Raw genomic sequence first — 13,662 nt, 5'->3', positions numbered from 1 at the left:
TATGTCACTTTTATCTCGTCCTAAAATAAGTTCAAATGGTTGTTATCAAGACATTACTCCAAAATCAGCAAATTGGGATTTTGTTGGATTTAAAGCGTATGAACTGGAGCCTGAACAAACTTTAAATTTAATAGAAATTGATAATGAATTATGCCTAATAATTTTATCGGGGAAGGCTGATATAAAAGTTGAAGATGATACTTTTTCTAATATTGGCGATAGAATGAGCGTATTTGAAGATCTTAAGCCACATGCATTATATGTTCCTAATAACAATCAAGTAACCATCAAAGCGACAACCAAGCTAGAGCTTGCAATTGCGATTGCACCTGGTTTTGGTAACTATCCTGTAAGACATATAAAGCCTGAAGAAATGACTAATGAGGTTCGAGGAGAAGGGAGTAATACAAGGTCTATTTGTAATATCTTGCCAGAACAAGATGAGGCTGATAGCCTTTTAGTTGTTGAAGTTAAAACGCCTGCTGGTAATTGGTCGAGCTACCCTCCGCATAAGCATGACTCAGATAATATTCCAGTTGAGACTTATCTAGAGGAAACCTATTATCATCGGATTAACCCATCACAGGGTTTCGTTTTCCAGCGAGTCTATACTGATGATTTGTCTATTGATGAAACTATGGCAGTAGAAGATAAATGTGTTGTATTAGTTCCATCTGGATACCATCCTGTAGGCGTTCCATATGGTTATGATTCTTACTATTTAAATGTAATGGCGGGCCCAAAACGTCAATGGATTTTTAAAAATCACCCCGATCATCAATGGATGTTAGATAAATAATGAAAGCACTTGATGTTATTTGCCTAGGGCGCGCTGCAGTAGATTTATACGGACAACAAATTGGATCTACTCTTGAAGGTATGGGAAGTTTCGCAAAATATCTTGGAGGCTCTTCTGCAAATATTGCTTATGGTTCTTCAAAACTTGGGCTAAAGTCTGCAATGATCTGCAGAGTTGGTGATGAACATATGGGTCGATTTGTACGCAATGAATTAGCAAGTGTTGGAGTTGATGTTTCGCATGTTGTTACAGACAAGGATCGATTAACAGCTTTAGTTGTCCTAGGGATTCAAAATAAAGACACTTTCCCGCTTATTTTTTATCGAAACGACTGTGCAGATATGGCAGTTGACATAAAAGACTTTTCAGCCGAATTCATCGCTACCAGTAAAGCGCTTTTAATTACAGGGACACACTTTTCTTCTGACAATACATATAAAACAAGTATGAAGGCTATTGAGTACGCTAATGCAGGAGGCACTCAGGTAATTGTAGACATCGATTATCGGCCTGTTTTATGGGGTTTAACAGGACTGGGTGATGGGGAGTCTCGTTTTATTGCAAGCGCTGATGTAAGTAAGCACATACAAACTATACTACCTTCTTGTGATGTAATTGTGGGCACTGAAGAGGAGATACATATTGCTGGAGGAAGTGAAGACACTGTTACTTCTTTAAAGAAAATTCGTAAGCTAAGTGAAGCCATTATTGTTTTAAAACTTGGGCCAATAGGATGCACAATAATTAGTGGTGATATTCCAAATAACTCAGGTGAATTTGAAGTTATCAAAGGTAATAAAGTAGACATATTAAATGTTCTTGGTGCTGGCGATGCTTTCATGTCTGGATTTTTGCGTGGTTATTTAAGAAATGAAAGTCTTGAAAAAAGTGCCAATTATGCAAATGCATCTGGAGCTCTAGTGGTCTCTAGACATGGCTGTGCTCCAGCTATTCCAGGTGAGCAAGAGCTCTTTTATTATCTAGATAATGCGCATAATATTCCAGATCCAAGTCAAGACAAAGAGCTTAATCATCTTCATAGAGTTAGTTCAAGAAGTATTATTCGATCTGAGATTTTTGGCTTCGCTTTTGATCATCGTAAACAGCTTTATGACCTGGCTATTAATTGTGGAGAGAGCCCTAAGAGAGTAGTTAAGCTAAAAAATTTATTTTTGAATTCTATTGAAGAGACTATTAAGAGAAGTAATATTGATGAGAATAGTGTGGGTGTATTAATCGATGACACTTATGGTGAAGAAGCGCTTCAATCTATTTCTGAAAAGTCATGGTGGATTGGAAGGCCTGTGGAGCTTCCAGGCTCTTGTCCTTTAGAGTTTGAGGGAGGAGGATCGATTGGATCGAAACTGCAGTCTTGGCCACTTACGCATGTTGTAAAGTGCCTGATGTTTTATCATATCAATGATCCTATTGAATTGAGGTTAAAGCAAGAATCGAAAATTATAGAGCTCAATTCTGCTTGTATTCAAAGTGGACATCAATTGTTATTAGAGATCATTCTACCTCGGGACTTGGAAGAGGATGAATCAACCATTCCACAAATACTAAATAGGCTTTATGGTCTTGGTATCAAACCAGATTGGTGGAAATTGCCAGCACTGAAAGACAAGTCATGGGAGCAAGTGAGTGATGTGATATTACAAAATGATTCGCACTGTGAAGGTGTGTTATTATTAGGTCAATCAGCATCTATGGATGCTGTAAAAAGTTCTTTTGAGGATGCCTCAAAACATAAAATTTGCAAAGGTTTTACTGTTGGTAGGACAATTTTTTATGAGCCAGCCAAGAAGTGGATGGAAAAAAAGATAAGTGATCAAGAGTTGATTGATTTAGTGTCTAATAATTACATAGAACTAATTAAATCTTGGAAAAAATATAGAGAGGAGTAAAGACTATGAAAACAGTCAGACTAACAATGTCACAGGCTATCGTTAAATATTTATCAGCCCAATATATAGAGATTGACGATGAAATACATCCATTATTTTCCGGAGTTTTTGCTATTTTTGGACATGGCAATGTTGCTGGAATGGGTCAGGCATTGTCAGAGTGTGAAGAGTGGCTTCCTACATTTCGTGGCCATAGTGAACAAGGAATGGTTCATTCAGCCATTGCTTATGCAAAGGCTAATAATAGACAAAGAATGATGGCTTGTACAAGTTCAATTGGACCTGGCGCAACTAATATGATTACATCTGCAGCATTAGCCCATGTAAATAGACTGCCAGTGTTATTGTTGCCTGGTGATTATTTTGCAAGCCGCACTCCAGATCCTGTTCTTCAACAACTAGAAGATTTTTCAGACCCTACAGTTAGCGTTAATGATTGCTTCAGGCCAGTTAGCCGTTATTTTGATCGAATTATGAGGCCCGAGCAAATAATTAATAGTTTACCTGTGGCAATTCAAACGCTGCTAGACCCTGAAAATTGTGGCCCAGTAACTTTATCTTTACCTCAAGATGTGCAGGCTGAGGCATTCGATTATCCTGAAGAATTCTTTACTCAAAAAACTCACTCAATTCGCCAGATTAAACTTGATGATGCTGAATTAGACCATGCAATAGAGTTGTTAATTAAATCACAAAGACCTTTAATAATTGCAGGTGGAGGGGTTCATTATGCTAAGGCCTGTGAGGAATTACAACATTTTGCCAAACAACACCAAATACCAGTTGCAGAGACATCTGCTGGAAAAGGCGCATTGGCTTGGGACCACTCTAGCTATGTTGGCGCTATTGGGGTTACAGGATCAAATGCAGCAAATACTATGGCTAAACAGGCAGATTTAGTTTTGGCTATTGGTACACGTTTAAATGATTTCAATTCTGGCTCCAGAGCGTTATTTTCAAGCAAAACTATAGTGCAGTTAAATGTGGCCCGTTTTGATGCAATAAAACATAATGCATTGCCATTATGGGGCGATGCAAAGCTTGGAATTCAACAATTAGATACGAAGTTATCTGGCTGGAAAGCGAGTCAAGAATGGATGGACTTAGCGCATGAAGAAAGCAGTAAATGGAATAACTATTACGATGAAATAACTTCAATAAAGAGCACATCTAAAACTATGGATTCACTGCCAACTGACGCCCAAGTTTTAGGAGAGTTAAAGCGAAATGGAAAGGCGACTGATATAGTTGTTTGTGCTGCAGGAAGTCTTCCTGGAGAGCTTCATAAGCTTTGGAGAACCGAGCAAACTGGCGGCTATCATGCGGAGTATGGATTTTCTTGTATGGGCTATGAAATAGCTGGCGGTCTTGGCGTAAAAATGGCTGAGCCTGAGCGAGAAGTAATTGTTCTTGTAGGAGATGGGTCATATTTGATGCTTAATTCAGAATTAGCAACAAGCGTAATGTTAGGACAAAAAATAATTGTAGTTGTTTTAGATAATCGAGGTTTTTCTTGTATTAATCGACTTCAAAATGCAACTGGAAACCGATCATTTAATAATTTATTGAAGGATTGTGAAAGTATTGATGACGGCCATCCAAATGTCAATTTTGCGCTTCATGCGCAGTCTTTAGGAGCGAACTCTGAACATATTGAAAATATTAATGAATTAGCTTCAGCTCTTGAACGTGCCCGTTTATCTTCAAAATCTTATCTTATTAGCTTAGTGACTGATTCTCATAAAATAAGTCCAGAAGGTGGGTGTTGGTGGGAGGTTGCCGTTCCTGAGGTTTCGTCAAATAAAAATGGCGATGAAGTCTATAACTCTTATAAGAAAGGGAAAAAACAACAGCCTTATTAAACATGCAAAAAGAAGCTTTAAAATCAACTAATAGCCAAGTTTTTTTCAGTGAGTCTGATATAAATTATGATGACCTAAAGAAAGTCTGCTCTCAAAAAACTCTAAAAAAGGACTACCCATTATCCGAATCAGTTATAAATAATGTGGTTGTTTATGATGCAAAAAACTTTACTTCATTTATTGGAAATAAAGAAAAAGAAAAAGAACTAAAAACTGAGTTATTTCATGCTTTAGAAGGTGGCCCAGGGGTTTTTGTTATTCGCAATCTTTATGAAGATTCAGTTTTAGATAAGAGCAATAGGATTTTTGAGAAAATTACTCAAAAAGAGATTGGAACTAGCAATGACCATTTCGCTTCTGGAACAAATACAAGGATATGGAATAGTTTTCAAAAAGTTGCGTTGGAGGATCCTGATGCATTTATTAGTTACTATTCAAATGATATTTTAAAGTTAGTTGCTGAGTCCTGGTGTGGGCCAAATTCTCAAATGACTGCGCAAGTTAATATTGTAAGACCTGGCGGTGAAATGCAAAAACCGCACCGTGATTATCATTTAGGGTTTCAAGAAAATAAAGTTGTTGAGTTGTTTCCTATTTCAGCTCACCGCCTTTCAAACTATTTAACTCTCCAAGGTGGGGTCGCGCACACTGATATGCCTTTAGAAACTGGGCCCACGATTGTTTTGCCCTATTCGCACCACTTCGACTTAGGTTACCTTGCATGGAGAGACGATGCATGTACTGAATTTTTTAATACGAATGCAGTTCAAAATCAAATGAATAAAGGCGATGGTATTTTTTTTAATCCTGCTTTATTGCATGGAGCTGGCTCCAATACTTCAAATGACTTTCATAGGATCGGCAACCTTTTACAAATTTCATCTCCTTTTGGTAAGACTATGGAGAGTATAAATTACATTAAAATTCTTAAGCGTATTTACCCATTCCTATTGGAGCATTCAATTAAAAAAACTCTTTCAGAAAAACTAATTGAGAATGTCCTTATTTGTGCAACAGATGGCTATGCATTTCCTACAAACCTTGACTATGATCAAAATTCAAACTCTAAGTTGCAGGGCATGAGCATGTTTGAACTTACTAAGCAATCGCTTCTAGATTTAGTTAGTCTAGAGGAATTTAATTTAAAGCTTTTGGAACTTCAGCAATTTAGACTTGCTGATTAAATAATATTAACAATAATTTGGAGAAGTAAGATGAGTGTAAAAATTGGTGTTAGTCCGATTTCATGGACTAACGATGATATGCCTGAACTGGGCAAAGATACTACAGTAGAGCATTGCTTAACAGAGGGAAAACAAGCCGGTTATCGTGGATTTGAATTAGGAGGTAAGTGGCCTAAGGATTCGGAAATATTACGACCATTATTTGATAAATATAGTATGGACGTAGTTTCTAGTTGGTTTTGTGGGGGCTTGTTAGCGGACAGTCTTGAAGATGAGATAGAAAGAATAACACCACACATGAATCTTCTTAAAGATATGGGGACGGAAGTAATTGTTTATTGTGAAATGGACTCTTGTGTTCATGGAGATATTAGTTCGCCACTCTCAAAACGCCCTATCCTTGATGATGGTCAATGGGAAGAGTGGACTGAAAAGTTGAGTCAGCTAGCTAAATATACTTTGTCGAATGGAATGAAGCTTGCTTATCATCATCACATGGGAACAGTTGTTCAAATTGAAGAAGAAATAGATAAGTTAATGGCTATGACAACTACTGATCTTGGTTTAGTATTTGATACTGGTCATTTAATTTATGCTGGTGCTGATCCTTTAGAAGTTTATAAAAAACACAACGATAGAGTTATGCATATTCACTGTAAAGATGTTCGAGGTGAAATATTAAACCACTCGCTAGATACTGATTCAAGTTTTTTAAACTCAGTTTTGAGTGGGGTTTATACAGTTCCTGGAGACGGTGATTTTAATTTTTCAGAGCTATTTAAAATGGTGGGCGAAGCCAACTTCAGTGGCTGGGTAGTTGTAGAGGCAGAACAAGACCCGGCTAAGGCCCACCCATTAACTTATGTGACAATGGGGTATAAAAATATTAAAAGTTACTGTGAAAAATTTGGAATTCAAATAGAGGAAAGAGAATGAAAACTATTGGTGTAGGAGTTATTGGTACTGCTTTTATGGGCAAAGCCCATTCTATTGCTTATGCAGCAGCTGGGAGTGTTTTTGGCGATGGCTTACGGCCTAGTTTGGAGGTGATTTGTGATTACAACTCTGAAAGAGCTGAAGTGATGCGAACTGAAATGGGATTCTCTCGTTGCACCTCTGATTGGATGGATGTGGTCAATGATCCAAAGGTCCAGTTGATTTCAGTATGTGTTCCCAATTCGCTTCATAAAGAAATTTCAGTAGCTGCTCTCAAACTTGGTAAGCATGTTTGGTGTGAAAAGCCTATGTCAACTAATTTAGCAGACTCTGAAGCTATGCTCGCAGCTGCTGAAGCTAGCAATGCACAAACTATCTTAGGCTACAACTATACTCAAAATCCTGCTGTTCAAAGTGCTAGAGAGCTCATTGAAGAAGGCGCTATAGGTCGAGTAATTGGATTTCATGGGATTTATGATGTTGATAATGAAGCTGATCCAGATAGACCTCATTCATGGCGTATGAATCGTGAAGCTTCTGGCTCTGGTGCAAATGCTGATGTTATGTGTCATTTGGTTAGTATGGCTCACTATATGACGGGTAGTTCAATAACTCGACTAGTGGGAGATTACGATACAGTCCATAAGGAGCGTTCGGATCCAGAGAATCCAGGACAAACATTACCAGTTGATAACGATGATGTCTGTTCCGCATTGGCTCACTTTGAGAGTGGAATCAAGGGGACATTGCGTGTTAGTCGAGTAGCATGGGGAAGAAAATGTGGATTAAGTTGGGAAATACATGGCTCTCAAGGCATGATTTGTCATGACCAAGAGCGTTTAAATGAAGTTAAGCTTTATACAAGAAGTGATGATCCAAGACAGGAGGGCTTTAAAACAATATTGAGTGGTCCAGCGCAACCACCATATGATGCGTTTTTACCCAATGCAGGCCACAGTCTTGGCTTTATTGATGTAAAGGTTTGTGAGCTTAAACATTTACTTGATTCAATTGAAACGGGTCAGCCAGTATGGCCAAACTTTGCCGACGGTTTAAAAATCGAAAAAGTCATGGATGCAATTGACCGTTCTGCAATGACTGGAAAGTGGCTGGATGTCTGAAATAAATCTATCACATGATGCAATATAAAGAAAATCGATTATATGATGCCTTGGTCGTGGGACGAGCTGGCCTTGATCTATATCCACAGCCTGTAGGCAGTAAAACTCGCGATGCAGAATTATTTGCTAGTGATGTGGGCGGTTCTGGGGCGAACATTGCAATAGCTATGAAGCGTGCAGGTGGTAAAGTAGGTCTTATCTCTGCCTTGTCTGACGATCCAGTTGGTGAATTTGTTCGGCTGCGTCTTGAAATTGAAGGTATTGATTTGCAGATGATGCAAACAACTTATGGTAATGAGAGGACTAGTTTAGCAATTGCTGAAGTACGCCAAGAGGATTGTGAAGTAGTAATATATCGTAATAATCCTGCTGATTTACAAATTGTCTGTAATGAAGATGTAAAACTTGCAATTACTCAAAGCCAAAATCTAATAATAACTGGCACCAGCTTAATTGAAGCTGATTCACGAAAACAAACTTTGAAAATGATGGTTCATGCTCAAAAAAATGACTGCAAAGTATGGCTAGATCTAGATTACAGGCCATGGAACTGGCCTGATCAGAAAACTACCCGTTTTGTTTATCAAGAGGCTGCAGAATTAACAAATGTATTAGTTGGCAACGAAGAAGAATTTAAAATCCTTCAAGAAGATATAAATATACAGGTTAAACAATGTGTTTCAAGCAATCAGGTAATGATTCTTAAGCGGGGCAAGAGTGGCTGTAGTCTTTTTTTTGGTAAAGATCGGCTTGATACGGGAATTTATAATTTACCCGCACTTAAACCATATGGTTCTGGTGATGCTTTTTTAGGTAATGTGATAATAAATTATATGTCTTCTAGAGACTGGCAACTAGCTATTGAAGCTGGGAGCGCTGCTGCAGCTATAGTGGTATCAAGACAAGGCTGTGCGAGCGCTATGCCAAAAATGGAAGAAATTGAGCTGTTACAAAAACAGATAATAATCAAACCAAAAACAATTTGGAGTTAAATATGCATATCCCTCAACATGACAACAATAATAAGGCAATCATAGATTGTAATAATGAATTAGTTCCTTTATGCTATTTCAATATCATCAAGCTAAGTGCTGGAGAATCATATACTTATCAACTAACTGATTATGAGTCATGTATTGTTCCAGCAACTGGCAGTATAGATGTTCAGGTTCAAGGGCAAGTTTTTAAAGAGGTTGGTAAGCGACAAAATATTTGGGAGGGAGATCCTGAGGGTGTTTATGTCCCTGTTGATTGTGAAGCAACATTAACTTGTATCAGTAATCAAGTGGAAGTGTTTGTCTCTGGAGCTAAGCATAATCAAACCCATGAAGCTTTTGTTATAAGACAAGACGATATTGATAAGGTTCAGTACGGCTCTGATGACACTAAAACGCATCGTAAAATCAAGCATATTCTAGGTAAAGAGCCTGCAGGAAAAGTTGGTAAATTGTTGGTTAGTGAGCTATTTACAGTAGGAGCAGGAGGTTGGTCAGGATTTCCACCTCATAAACATGAAGTAGATTTGCTTCCTGAAGAAAGTCGACATAATGAAGTTTATAATTTTCGTTTTAATCCACCTAATGGCTTTGGTGCTCAGTTTTTAACTCCAGATGGTGAGGACTTTGGCCCCGTCTATCATATACGTGATAGCTCAACATTTGTCTTTGATAAAGGCTATCACCCCTGTGTCGCAGCACCTGGGTTTGAAATGTATTATTTCACTATTTTGGCTGGAGAGACCCAGCGTCCATTGCATATGAATTATCAGAAAGAGTACGCCTATCAATTGGAAACTATTCCTGGTATGCAAGACATGCTTAATAAATTTAAATAAAAAATGATTACTAATCTTAAAGATATACTTACACAAGCTCAAGATAAAAACTATGCTGTTGCCTGTTTTAATGTATTTGGTTATGAAGATGCGCGTGCGGTTGTTGATTCTGCAGAGGCTCGGAATGCTTCTGTAATTCTATCTATTAATCTTGATATGCGTCAATTTATGACAATGGAAGAAATTATTGGGATGCTAAGACCTATGGCTGAAAAATCCAAGGCACCTGTTTGTTTGCATCTTGATCATACCTACGAGGTTGATGCGGTAAAAGAAGCAATAGATGTAGGATTTACTTCTGTAATGTTTGATGGATCTCAATTGCCCATCTCTGAAAACATCTCTTTAATACAAGATGTGGTTGACTATGCTCACCCTAAAGGAGTTTCAGTTGAGGCTGAAGTGGGTTCGGTTCCTTATGCAAGTGGCCGTGATCATATTAAATCTGCATTAACTGAGGTTGTTGATGCCCTTAAGATGGAGCAACAGGGGCAGCCAGATGCGCTTGCAATTTCAATAGGAAATGTTCACCGCTTGGAAAGTGGAACTGTAGAAATAGATTTAGAGCGCTTTAACGAGCTTGAGAAAGCACTAAACTTGCCATTAGTCATTCATGGGACAAGTGGTTTAGAAGATAAAGATATACAAATGCTGTCTTTACGCCAAGTTGCTAAGTTCAACGTAGGTACTGTTCTTCGAAAGAGTTTTGGTAATTCACTGCGATCGACACTTGACTCAGATCCGGACCTTTTTGATAGAATAACTATGATGAAAAAAGTTATTCCAGAATTAAGAGCAACTGCAACTAAAGTAATTAGTTTACTGGGCCAGTAATAAAATACTTTATTCTAATGAGTCCAGAATAAAGTATTTAAAACTCATTTATTAAAGGTACTAAGATATTTTTTTTGCTAGTCTTTTGATTACTTTATGAGTCTCTAGCCAATCAATACATCCATCTGTAACTGATACTCCATAATGCATTTCATCTTGGTTATCTAATATTTTTTGTTTCCCAGAAAACAAATTACTCTCAAGCATTAACCCAAAAATTGATTTATTTCCAGCAGATATTTGGTTAGTTATGTCTTCAATTACCTTGCCCTGATTTCTATAATCTTGATTTGAGTTGTCATGAGAGCAGTCAATCATAATCCTTGCGGCTAGGCCATTTTCTTTAAGAAGATTTTCGCATTCAATAACATCATCCTTATAATAATTAGGCTTAATGCCACCTCTAAGAATAATATGAGATGATTTATTTCCCATAGCCTTAAAAGTTGAAATTTGACCTTCATCATTAATACCTAGAAAGCTTTGAGGGGAAGAGCACGCATTAATAGCATTGATTGCCATGTTCAAATTTCCATCGGTACCGTTTTTAAATCCAACAGTCATAGAGAGCCCACTTGACATTTCACGATGAGTTTGAGATTCAGTTGTTCTTGCTCCAATTGCACACCAAGAAATAAGATCACCTAAATATTGAGGCGTGATTGGATTAAGGGCTTCAGTTGCAGAAGCAATCCCTTGATCTGCAAGCCATACAAGAAACTCACGTCCTTGGTGGAGCCCTTTTTCAACGTCAAGTGAATTGTCCATATCTGGGTCACTAATTAATCCTTTCCAGCCAACTGTTGTTCTTGGTTTTTCAAAATATACCCTCATAACTAAGTAGACTGATTCTTTAACTTCCTCTTGAAGGGATTTGAGTTTAAGGGCATACTCCTTGGCAGCTCCAATGTCATGAATCGAGCAAGGACCAACAATTACCATCAGTCTTTCATCTTTTCCTGAAAAAATGTCGTCCACAGTTTTTCTGCTAGTTAAAATGTTCTCTTTACCTTTGCCACTTACTGGAATAGTTTTCTTTAATTCAATAGGCGAGGTTATTACTGTTTCGCTTTCAATATTTTTATTGTGAATTTTATTGCTCATTTAAATTGGCGTTTATTTATTGTCAAGCAGTGATTTAAGCATAGATCTATATTTTTTTTTAAATAGATAGGGAAAATTAGGTTAATTATATTTTTTTGATAATTAGGAAAACTAGTTTAAATAATGAAACATACACTGAAAAAAGCTGCATTAATTTTGGTACTCTTTTTAGGGGGGTGCAGTTCAATTACTTTCATTTATAATCAGTTTGATAATCTTTTTCCATGGTATCTACAAAGTTATGTTGACCTTGATCGTGATCAAAAAAAATACTTAGATGAGCTTTTAACGCCTTTTTTTCAGTGGCATAGAGTGGAAGAAATGCCTAAATATGCTCAAATTATTGGTGACTTAGAGCTGGCTATAAATGATGAGGTAGATATAGAAAGCATTACCCTGATTACTTATAATGTTGAAGAGTCTTGGTTTCGTCTAGAGGATCAAATGATCATGTGGGCAACTCCTCTTGCTAGAGAGTTATCAGATGATCAAATCACAAAATTTATTCAAGTTTTAAAAACTAAAACTACTCAGAGTGAAAAAAAATTGCTAGTTCGCAACGATCAGGTGTATCAAAGTGACAGTTACAAAAGCCTCCGTAAGAACTTAAGGCGCTTTATGGGTTCACTGACTAAAGATCAGCTTGATTTAGTAAAAATTACAAGTAAAGAAATGAAGAGGGTTGATGCTGAGCGCATTCAGAGTCGAAAAGCATTCAACGAAAAGCTTAGCCTAATCCTTCAAAGAGAACAAGGCTGGGAAGAAAGGCTGAAAAAGATAACTCATAGTGATGACTTGGTTGATGAGAATTACCAATCGACATATACCTTCAATACTGATTTAATTCAGCATCTATTAGTGGCAATATTAAATTCTAGAAACGATAAACAAGACCAAAGGTTACGCACACAACTTGCAAGGTATAAGGCTGATATTAACAGTTTAGCTAACTAACTGTATAAAGAGATTACCAGCGCCTTCTCATTCTTCCTTTGAAGATGGCAGATCCCCAGCTGAGGACAATACCGATCAAAGCTGCACTTGATAGCCATATAAATGGCAAGCTTGCATCTGAGCCAAAAATGATAGCCCTATAGGCTGCGCCAATAGCATCAAAAGGTACCGCTGTTCCAATGCGTTCAAGCCAGTCAGGGGCTGCACTTACGGGCGCAACCGATCCACTCAGCACAGATTGATACTGAACTAAAGGAAGAATAATTAGTAACGCTGAAAGTCCAATAATTTCGAAGATCCCAAGAAATAGCCAAGTTAAACAAACACTAACAAGCCATACACTTAGCCATGCCATTAAGAATACATCCCATTGAAGAGTTGTTAGTGTAACAACTGTTGCTAGAGTAAAGCTGGCAAATCCCATAGTCATAACTGGAACAATAGTTCGTACATAAGCCCTGTTAAGAAATGCCATTTGACGAGTTCCAAGAAATAAAAGAATTGCTCCGACCATTGAAGCCATCCAAGTTGTAAAGCTCATTACAAAGGGCGTAGGGGGTGAGGCTAAACTTTTTGCTTTAAACATTGTTTCTACATTCGTAGTTACTAGCATGCCTGAATCGGGTGATTGGTTATTTAACCTTGAAGCGCGCAGATTTGAAACAAAAGTTGACAGCGCCATTTGGAGCATCGATGGGAGTTGGCTGGCTATTTGCGTTTCAGCAATCGTTAAATGCTGTGAGTTTAATACTCCGATTGATAGGTTTTTATTGCTAAGAGCAAGCTGAGAAAAATTTTCAGGGAAAGTAATCACTGAAGACACTTGGCCTTTTAAAAGGGCATCTTTTGCAGTATTAGAATCTTTAAGAAGAGTCACTCTAAAAGGGAGGCTTTTGGAAATTCCTTTAATGGCCTTTGTTGAAATTAATGGGAAAGGTCCAACATCTTCATTAACAATTCCTAGCTCAAAGGACGATAAAATCCGAGCAGGATCTGGGGGCGCTGTCAGATTAAATATTGAAAAAACCAGCATGATTACAGTTGGAACAATAATTGCTGGTTTAAATAATTCGCTTCTACGAAAATCGGAAAATGAGGAGGGCATTATATTGAATTTAAAATAGGGT

12 protein-coding genes are annotated in these 13,662 nt (G+C 37.6%); 10 read left to right on the top strand and 2 right to left on the bottom strand.

Features of this window, described 5'->3' with window-relative positions; translation table 11 throughout:
• The first annotated feature begins 1 nt into the window (after nt 1).
• Genes iolB through ABXT49_RS07905 form a run of 9 tightly spaced genes read left to right on the top strand, consistent with a single transcriptional unit; the run spans nt 2 to nt 10,477 of the window.
• Nucleotides 2-799, top strand: a complete 798-nt coding sequence (gene iolB / locus ABXT49_RS07945; protein ID WP_416651738.1) for a 5-deoxy-glucuronate isomerase — start codon at nt 2-4, stop codon at nt 797-799.
• Nucleotides 799-2,706 (top strand): bifunctional 5-dehydro-2-deoxygluconokinase/5-dehydro-2-deoxyphosphogluconate aldolase, encoded by a 1,908-nt coding sequence (locus tag ABXT49_RS07940; protein ID WP_416651736.1) that lies wholly within the window; start codon nt 799-801, stop codon nt 2,704-2,706. The genes iolB and ABXT49_RS07940 overlap by 1 nt, the downstream gene beginning before the upstream one ends.
• Before the next feature lie 5 nt (nt 2,707-2,711).
• Nucleotides 2,712-4,568 carry a 3D-(3,5/4)-trihydroxycyclohexane-1,2-dione acylhydrolase (decyclizing) gene (iolD, locus tag ABXT49_RS07935; protein WP_416651734.1) on the top strand — a complete coding sequence of 619 codons (1,857 nt, stop codon included), beginning with the start codon at nt 2,712-2,714 and terminating at the stop codon, nt 4,566-4,568.
• A gap of 2 nt (nt 4,569-4,570) precedes the next feature.
• Entirely contained in the window at nt 4,571-5,752 is a 1,182-nt protein-coding gene (locus ABXT49_RS07930; protein WP_416651733.1) for a phytanoyl-CoA dioxygenase family protein, read from the top strand.
• A gap of 30 nt (nt 5,753-5,782) precedes the next feature.
• Nucleotides 5,783-6,688: a myo-inosose-2 dehydratase gene (gene iolE, locus ABXT49_RS07925; protein WP_416651731.1), complete on the top strand. Its 906-nt coding sequence runs from the start codon at nt 5,783-5,785 to the stop codon at nt 6,686-6,688.
• Nucleotides 6,685-7,809 carry a Gfo/Idh/MocA family protein gene (locus ABXT49_RS07920; protein WP_416651730.1) on the top strand — a complete coding sequence of 375 codons (1,125 nt, stop codon included), beginning with the start codon at nt 6,685-6,687 and terminating at the stop codon, nt 7,807-7,809. The genes iolE and ABXT49_RS07920 overlap by 4 nt, the downstream gene beginning before the upstream one ends.
• Before the next feature lie 14 nt (nt 7,810-7,823).
• Nucleotides 7,824-8,801: a PfkB family carbohydrate kinase gene (locus ABXT49_RS07915; RefSeq protein WP_416651728.1), complete on the top strand. Its 978-nt coding sequence runs from the start codon at nt 7,824-7,826 to the stop codon at nt 8,799-8,801.
• A 2-nt stretch (nt 8,802-8,803) separates the two neighbouring features.
• Nucleotides 8,804-9,643, top strand: coding sequence for a 5-deoxy-glucuronate isomerase (locus tag ABXT49_RS07910; protein ID WP_416651726.1), 840 nt, complete (start codon nt 8,804-8,806; stop codon nt 9,641-9,643).
• A 3-nt stretch (nt 9,644-9,646) separates the two neighbouring features.
• Complete coding sequence (locus ABXT49_RS07905; RefSeq protein WP_416651725.1) at nt 9,647-10,477, top strand: class II fructose-bisphosphate aldolase; 831 nt, start codon at nt 9,647-9,649, stop codon at nt 10,475-10,477.
• A gap of 60 nt (nt 10,478-10,537) precedes the next feature.
• Here ABXT49_RS07905 and ABXT49_RS07900 read toward each other — a convergent pair whose 3' ends face one another.
• Nucleotides 10,538-11,581: a 3-deoxy-7-phosphoheptulonate synthase gene (locus ABXT49_RS07900; protein WP_416651723.1), complete on the bottom strand. Its 1,044-nt coding sequence runs from the start codon at nt 11,579-11,581 to the stop codon at nt 10,538-10,540.
• A 123-nt stretch (nt 11,582-11,704) separates the two neighbouring features.
• On the opposite strand from ABXT49_RS07900, the gene ABXT49_RS07895 reads away from it, so the two are divergent.
• On the top strand, nt 11,705-12,535 hold the full coding sequence (locus ABXT49_RS07895; protein WP_416651721.1) for a DUF6279 family lipoprotein: 831 nt from the start codon (nt 11,705-11,707) through the stop codon (nt 12,533-12,535).
• A 13-nt stretch (nt 12,536-12,548) separates the two neighbouring features.
• On the opposite strand, the gene ABXT49_RS07890 is transcribed toward ABXT49_RS07895, so the two are convergent.
• Nucleotides 12,549-13,640: an ABC transporter gene (locus ABXT49_RS07890; RefSeq protein WP_416651719.1), complete on the bottom strand. Its 1,092-nt coding sequence runs from the start codon at nt 13,638-13,640 to the stop codon at nt 12,549-12,551.
• Nucleotides 13,641-13,662 lie beyond the last annotated feature (22 nt).

Source organism: Candidatus Pseudothioglobus sp. Uisw_086 (genome assembly GCF_048085745.1).
Taxonomy (GTDB): domain Bacteria; phylum Pseudomonadota; class Gammaproteobacteria; order PS1; family Pseudothioglobaceae; genus Pseudothioglobus.
The sequence above is the reverse complement of the archived record's forward strand: the minus strand, read 5'-3'. Positions and strand labels throughout refer to the sequence as shown.

Bases quoted from the DNA above. Each gene is read 5' to 3' on its own strand.
- iolB (WP_416651738.1), top strand. From the start codon at position 2: ATGTCACTTTTATCTCGTCCTAAAATAAGTTCAAATGGTTGTTATCAA.
- ABXT49_RS07940 (WP_416651736.1), top strand. From the start codon at position 799: ATGAAAGCACTTGATGTTATTTGCCTAGGGCGCGCTGCAGTAGATTTA.
- iolD (WP_416651734.1), top strand. From the start codon at position 2,712: ATGAAAACAGTCAGACTAACAATGTCACAGGCTATCGTTAAATATTTA.
- ABXT49_RS07930 (WP_416651733.1), top strand. From the start codon at position 4,571: ATGCAAAAAGAAGCTTTAAAATCAACTAATAGCCAAGTTTTTTTCAGT.
- iolE (WP_416651731.1), top strand. From the start codon at position 5,783: ATGAGTGTAAAAATTGGTGTTAGTCCGATTTCATGGACTAACGATGAT.
- ABXT49_RS07920 (WP_416651730.1), top strand. From the start codon at position 6,685: ATGAAAACTATTGGTGTAGGAGTTATTGGTACTGCTTTTATGGGCAAA.
- ABXT49_RS07915 (WP_416651728.1), top strand. From the start codon at position 7,824: ATGATGCAATATAAAGAAAATCGATTATATGATGCCTTGGTCGTGGGA.
- ABXT49_RS07910 (WP_416651726.1), top strand. From the start codon at position 8,804: ATGCATATCCCTCAACATGACAACAATAATAAGGCAATCATAGATTGT.
- ABXT49_RS07905 (WP_416651725.1), top strand. From the start codon at position 9,647: ATGATTACTAATCTTAAAGATATACTTACACAAGCTCAAGATAAAAAC.
- ABXT49_RS07900 (WP_416651723.1), bottom strand. From the start codon at position 11,581: ATGAGCAATAAAATTCACAATAAAAATATTGAAAGCGAAACAGTAATA.
- ABXT49_RS07895 (WP_416651721.1), top strand. From the start codon at position 11,705: ATGAAACATACACTGAAAAAAGCTGCATTAATTTTGGTACTCTTTTTA.
- ABXT49_RS07890 (WP_416651719.1), bottom strand. From the start codon at position 13,640: ATGCCCTCCTCATTTTCCGATTTTCGTAGAAGCGAATTATTTAAACCA.